The sequence below is a fragment of the Paraburkholderia sp. SIMBA_027 genome, from assembly GCF_046535315.1.
Taxonomy (GTDB): Bacteria; Pseudomonadota; Gammaproteobacteria; order Burkholderiales; family Burkholderiaceae; genus Paraburkholderia; species Paraburkholderia tropica.
The window spans coordinates 1-256 of the sequence record NZ_JAWRWY010001044.1 but is presented as its reverse complement, the minus strand read 5'-3'; the positions used below and the strand labels follow the sequence as shown (position 1 = coordinate 256).

Genomic DNA, 256 nt, shown 5'->3' with positions numbered 1-256 from the left:
CGTTGATCGACCTGTTGCAGGTCGGCGCAAAACTCGACCATGCCGAAAACGGCACGCCCGGCGCGGGACGCAACATGGATCACATGTGTTTGCGGATCGAACCGTTCGACGCCGACGCGCTCAAGGCGCATCTGACCGAACACGGCGCGCGGCCTGGCGAAACGGCGCTGCGCTATGGCGCGGACGGCTTTGGGCCGTCGCTGTATCTGTTCGATCCGGAGGGCAATATGGTCGAGCTGAAAGGGCCGCCGGAAGC

1 pseudogene is annotated in these 256 nt (G+C 64.5%); it reads left to right on the top strand.

The window, feature by feature from the left end:
* Positions 1 to 256 (top strand): annotated as a pseudogene (locus SB764_RS42300) (VOC family protein); the annotation flags it as partial.